The organism is Spirillospora sp. NPDC049652, assembly GCF_040675125.1.
In the GTDB taxonomy this organism is placed as follows: domain Bacteria; phylum Actinomycetota; class Actinomycetes; order Streptosporangiales; family Streptosporangiaceae; genus Spirillospora.
Window position 1 is genome coordinate 1 of record NZ_JBFAOF010000467.1, and the last position, 5,464, is coordinate 5,464.

Sequence of the window (5,464 nt, forward strand, 5' to 3'; positions counted from 1 at the left end):
ACAACGTCCCGTTCGCCCAGACCGGTGACACGGCCGCCGCGTTCGGCCGGGTCCGCGCCGCCGTCGAGGCGCAGGACCGGACGCGTCCGATGGTCCTGTCGGCCGCGCAGGTCGTCTGCTGCGGACGGGACGAGGCGGAGATCAAGCGCCGCGCGGACGCGATCGGCCGCGACGTGGACGAGCTGCGCGAGAACGGCCTGTGCGGGACGCCCGCCGAGGTCCTGGAGAAGATCGGGCAGTTCGGCGAGATCGGCGCGGAGTGCCTCTACCTGCAGGTCCTCGACCTGAACGACCTCAACCACCTGGAGCTCATCGCCTTCGAGGTGCTGAACAAGCTCTGACCCGGCCGCCGGGATGACGGCGGACGCGAGCGCGAGACTCTCGTGGCCTGCGCACAGCGGACGCGGTGCGCAGGCCACGAGAGCAGGGGAGTGCTGGTCAGGCGTTGGCGGGCGCGGTCCGTTCGGCCGCCGCCTCCTCGGTGCGGGCGCGCGCCGGGAGCAGGAAGGCGATCAGGAAGGTCAGCACGAGCATCCCGGCCACGATCCACAGCGTGATCTTCATGGCGCCGCCGAACCCGGTCTTCGCCGAGTGCAGCGCGGACGACCGGACGATCGTGACCACGCGTCCCGCCGACTCCGGACGCGCGGCGGCGGCCGCCCGGACGTCGGAGTCCAGCCGGACGCAGCTGTCCGGATTCTTCGCCTGGTCCTTCGCGGTGGCGCGGTCGCGGCCGCAGGCGCGCAGCCCGGCGGCGATCCGGTCCTGCCCGGACGGCGCGACCCCGGCCGACGCCAGGCTCGCGCGCAGCGCCGGCGCGCCCTTGTCGGCGGCCGTCGCGACGTGCCCGCCGAGCAGCCCGAAGAACACGGTGCCGAGGACGGCCGCGCCCAGCGCCGCACCGAGCTGCTGGATCGCCGACACGGTGCCGCTCGCCGACCCCGTCTCGTGCTCGTCGACCGAGGCGAGCACGATCTCGAAGAACGGCGCCATCAGCAGGCCCATGCCGAAGCCGGTGACGACCAGCGCCGGGGTGAGCTGCCACGGGCTGACGCCGGTCCCGGCGAGCTGGAGGGTGAGCACCAGCCCCGCCACGCCGGCCGCCATGACCAGCGTGCCGAGCTGCAGCGCGGCCCGGCCGTGCTTCTGCAGCGCCATCGCGGCCGGGAACCCGAACACCGTCCCGAGCGACCAGGGGATCTGCGACATGCCCGCCTTGAACGGCGAGTAGCCGAGCCCGATCTGCAGGTAGAGCGAGTAGGCCAGCGAGAACCCGATCATCGCGGCGAAGAACACCAGCCCGACGGCGAGCCCGCCCGAGAAGCCGCGCTTGGTGAACAGGGACGGCTTGACCAGCGGGTCCCGGCCGCCGCGCTGTCGCCGCACCTCGTACCAGCCGAAGACGGCGAACACCACGCCGGACGCGGCCATCATCGCGAACATCCACGCGGGCCAGTCCAGCTCGCGGCCCTGGACGAGCGGGTAGACGATCAGCCCCGCGCCGAGGGCGGCGAGCAGCGCGCCCACCAGGTCGAGCCGGGAGGCGTGCCCGTCCCGGCCGGGCGGCAGGAAGAACAGGCCGAGCAGCACGGCGGCCAGGCCCAGCGGCAGGTTGATCAGGAAGATCATCCGCCAGCCGGTGCCGAACAGGTCGGCGTCGATCAGCCAGCCGGCCAGCACCGGACCGGCGACCGAGGACAGGCCCATGACCGGCCCGAACGCGGCGAACGCCTTGGCCGTCTCGGCGGGCGGGAACATCCGGCGGATCATCCCGAGGCCCTGCGGGATCATCATCGCCCCCGCCAGGCCCTGCAGCAGCCGCGCCCCGACCAGCATGCCGGGGGACACCGCGACGCCGCACAGCAGCGAGCCGAGCGTGAACCCGGCCGCGCCGAGGAGGAACATCCGCCTGCGTCCGTAGAGGTCGCCGAGGCTCCCGCCGGTGAGCAGCCCGACGGCCATCGCCAGCGTGTAGCCGGCGGCGAGCCACTGGATGGTGGCGGCCGATCCGCCGAGGTCGCCGCGGATGGTGGGGGCGGCGATCGTGGTGACCAGCGCGTCCAGCATGTCCATGATCTCGCCGAGCAGGATCACGGCGAGGGCGATCCAGCGCCAGCGGAAGGGGGCGGGCTCGGTGCGCGCCGGCGGCGCCCCGCCGGTGGTGTCGGTCATCATTGCTCCCGAGGGATGGAGAACGGTGTGCGTGAGACCGAACGCCGTCCCCCTGAAGAACGGCGTTCGTGAAGAGTACATTGTTCGCACGAGGCGACGGAGACCCCCGGCCGGGAAGTCCTCTCTCGAAGAGAGACGATATATCTCGTTGGCGGCAAGTCAAGATGTATCGCGAAATCCGGCCGCTGGCGGAACTGAGGGAACCGCCCTCATCGGAACGCGGAAGCGCCGCAGTCGGACCCCGGAAGCGTCGTCGGAACGCGGAAGCGCCGCCGTCCCCTGTGTCGGGAACGGCGGCGCTTCGTTCGGGCGTCCGCCCGCTGCGGACCTCTGACCTGCTAGAAGCCCTCGAAGGCGCGCTCGAAGGGCGCGAGGCGCGGCGCGCCCGGCGCGGTGTCGTACACGGCGAACACCACGCGCTCGAATCGGCGCGCGAACGGCCCGCCGTCCGGACGGAGCGCGTCCGCGAACGCCTCCGCCACCTCGGCCGGGTCGTTGCGGAACACGCCGCAGCCCCACGCGCCGAGGACGATCCGCCGGTGCCCGTGCGAGGCGGCCACCGCCAGGACCTTCAGAGCGCGTCGCCGCAGCACCCCGGGCAGGAGGGCGAGCTTGTCGTCATCCCAGGTCGCGCCGCGGTTGGGCGCGGGTGAGGTGACGAACGCGACGGGGTACGGCTCCTCCAGCAGCGCCCCCGAGTCGTCGCGGAACACCGGGACGGCGGGGGAGTAGATCATGTGGTCGGTGTACAGCGGATCCCGCAGATCGCGGTGGACCTGGTAGTACTCCGGCGCCGCCCGCAGGGTCGCGTACAGGCCGGACGCGCGCGCGAGCCCCTCCTCCTGCGCGTGCGCGCCGTTGAGGAACCCGCCGCCCGGGTTCTTCGCGGAAGCGAAGTTCAGCGCCAGAGGCTCCTCCGCGTCCGCGTCCGCGCCGGCGTCCTCGCCGAGTCGGCGGGCGGCCTGGAGCGTCGTCTCGGACGTCACCTCGACGCGCGTGCGCGCGGCGTCGTCCCCGACGGGCGGCAGCGCGTCGAGCAGCGCGGCCAGCTCGGTCGGCCGGTGCAGCACGGTGCCGTCCACGGACGCGCGCAAAGCGGTGGTCAGATCCACCGCGCGGCCGGACGGAGCGCGGTAACGTCCGCTCTCCAGGATCTCCACGGTCTGCTGGGCCTGGGCCCGCCTCGGTTGTCTGCTCACCGGACGGATGATTTCGGACATACATGGTGTCCTGCCAGCCATTTTCGGCTCGCGCCGACCCGCCGATCAGGCCAAAAGGATCGAATCCGGTCGGGTTTCTGGCATGCTTGCTGCGTCATGGAGCCCCCTCGCCCCCGCCGGGGACGGCGCGATCCGTACCCGCAGCAGAACCCGTACGGCCAGCAGCCCTACGAGCAGTCGCCGTATGGTCCGCGGCACGACGAGTCACAGCCCCGGCAACCGCAGCAGCCCCAGCAGCAACCGCAGCACCAGCAACAACCGCAGCATCCGCAACAGCCCCGGCAGCCGCAGGGCCCGCGGGATCCGCGGCGAGCGCGCCGGCAGCAGCCCCAGCCGCAGGCGCAGCCCCCGCACCAGCCGCCTCCGCAGCAGTACCAGCCGGCGCCGGTGCCCCAGCAGCAACAGCAGTACGGGGACTACCAGCAGCCCCCGATGCCGGACGGCCCTCCCACCGCCGGCGCTCCCCACACCGGCGCTCCCACCGGCGGCCACCCGAGCGGCGGCCACCCGAGCGGCGGATACCCGGGCGTCGGCCCCTCCGGCGTCGGTGACGACTTCTTCGGTGACGAACCGCCGCCCGGCGCGTTCGCGGCCGACGGCTCCTTCGACGCGACCGGACGCGTCGGCAGTCCCGTGCTGGACGAGCGCCTCTCCGCCGACCTGGACCGTGACTTCGCCGGCGCCGACCGCGGCCGGACGTTCACCTTCGTGCTCGGCATCGGCGCGCTCGTGCTGGTCGCCGGGACGGGCATCGCCGCGATGCTCGGCGCGACCATGGTGTCGGTCGGCAAGCCGCCCAAGCCGCAGCTCGAACCGCAGGTCGTCCCGTCGATGGGCGCGCGTCCCGGCGACGTCCCGCCCGATCCGCCGGTCGTGACGCCCGCGCACCCGCTGTTCATCCCCGACCACGGCACCGGCAGGTTCGTCCGCGCCGCGGGCGAGACCCTCCCCACCGGGCACGGCAAGGTCCGCCGGTACGCGGTCGAGGTCGAGGGCGGGACGAAGCAGAGCACCGCGACGTTCACGCGCTACGTCGACAAGATCATCACCGACCCGCGCGGCTGGACGGCGGGCGGCCGGTACGGCTTCCGGCGCGTCGGCACCGGTCAGCAGGCGGACTTCGTGGTCCGGCTGGCGTCCCCGGAGACCACCGACAAGCTGTGCGCCTCGACCGGGATCATGACGGCGGGCCGCGGCAACTGCTCGTCCGACAAGCTCGTCGTGATGAACCTCAGGCGCTGGCTCGAGGTCACCACCTACTACCAGGGGCAGACCGGCTCCTACCGCGCGCAGATGCTGAACTACGAGCTGGGACGCCTGCTGCACCAGAAGCGCATGTCGTGCCCCGGCGCGAACAAGCCCGCGCCCGTGATGATGCAGCAGCTCGGCGGTCTCGGCGGATGCCACCCGAACGCCTGGCCCTACGACCGCCGGGGACACCTCGTCACCGGCCCCGAAACCCCCTGACCCGCCATCCGCTCCTGTCCCGCCCTCCGCCCCTGACCCTCCTCCCGCTCCCGTTCCGCCCTCCGCTCCCGTCCCGCCACGCTCCGCCTTCCCCCGCCACCGCGCCGACCCGGCAGCCGGGGACAAATCGGTGGTCGCCCCCGGACGACTCCGGCATTCTTGGCGCGTGCTGCTGACGATCACGACCACCCGCGCACCCGCGACCGACCTGGGCTTCCTGCTCCACAAGCACCCCGGAAAGGTGCAGAGGTTCGACCAGGCGTCCGGCGCGGCGCACGTGTTCTACCCCGAGGCGGACGAGACTCGCTGCACCGCCGCGCTGCTGCTGGAGGTCGACCCCGTCAAGCTCGTGCGCACGCGCGGCAGGAACAGCCCCGACTTCGCCCTCGGCCAGTACGTGAACGACCGTCCGTACGCGGCGTCGTCCCTGCTGGCGTCCGCGATGGCGGGCGTGTTCCGCACCGCGATGCGCGGCCGCTGCGACGCCCGTCCCGAACTGCCGGACGTCCCGCTCCCGCTGGAGATCTCGCTGCCCGCGCTGCCCTGCCGCGGCGGCCCCGAGCGCGCCGAACGCTACTTCGGGCCGCTCGGCTGGCGGGTCGATG

4 protein-coding genes and 2 pseudogenes are annotated in these 5,464 nt (G+C 73.2%); 3 read left to right on the plus strand and 3 right to left on the minus strand.

The window, feature by feature from the left end; genetic code table 11:
• Positions 1 to 341, plus strand: a pseudogene (locus AB0J52_RS25340) (LLM class F420-dependent oxidoreductase); the annotation flags it as partial.
• A gap of 97 nt (positions 342 to 438) precedes the next feature.
• Here AB0J52_RS25340 and AB0J52_RS25345 read toward each other — a convergent pair.
• The 3 genes from AB0J52_RS25345 to AB0J52_RS25355 form a co-directional block, all read right to left on the minus strand.
• The gene (locus AB0J52_RS25345; RefSeq protein ID WP_500184710.1) at positions 439 to 2,172 is read right to left on the minus strand and encodes an MFS transporter; all 1,734 of its coding nucleotides are present in this window, start codon (positions 2,170 to 2,172) and stop codon (positions 439 to 441) included.
• A gap of 338 nt (positions 2,173 to 2,510) precedes the next feature.
• Positions 2,511 to 3,371 carry a TIGR02452 family protein gene (locus tag AB0J52_RS25350; protein ID WP_500184712.1) on the minus strand — a complete coding sequence of 287 codons (861 nt, stop codon included), beginning with the start codon at positions 3,369 to 3,371 and terminating at the stop codon, positions 2,511 to 2,513.
• Between the two features lie 225 nt (positions 3,372 to 3,596).
• Complete coding sequence (locus AB0J52_RS25355) at positions 3,597 to 3,794, minus strand: hypothetical protein (protein ID WP_500184713.1); 198 nt, start codon at positions 3,792 to 3,794, stop codon at positions 3,597 to 3,599.
• Here AB0J52_RS25355 and AB0J52_RS25360 point away from each other — a divergent pair.
• Complete coding sequence (locus AB0J52_RS25360; protein WP_500184714.1) at positions 3,780 to 4,859, plus strand: DUF3152 domain-containing protein; 1,080 nt, start codon at positions 3,780 to 3,782, stop codon at positions 4,857 to 4,859. The genes AB0J52_RS25355 and AB0J52_RS25360 overlap by 15 nt on opposite strands.
• Before the next feature lie 166 nt (positions 4,860 to 5,025).
• Positions 5,026 to 5,464: pseudogene (locus tag AB0J52_RS25365) on the plus strand (3' terminal RNA ribose 2'-O-methyltransferase Hen1); the annotation flags it as partial.

Coding starts and splice junctions, on each gene's coding strand:
- AB0J52_RS25345 (WP_500184710.1), bottom strand. CDS start 2,172: ATGACCGACACCACCGGCGGGGCGCCGCCGGCGCGCACCGAGCCCGCC.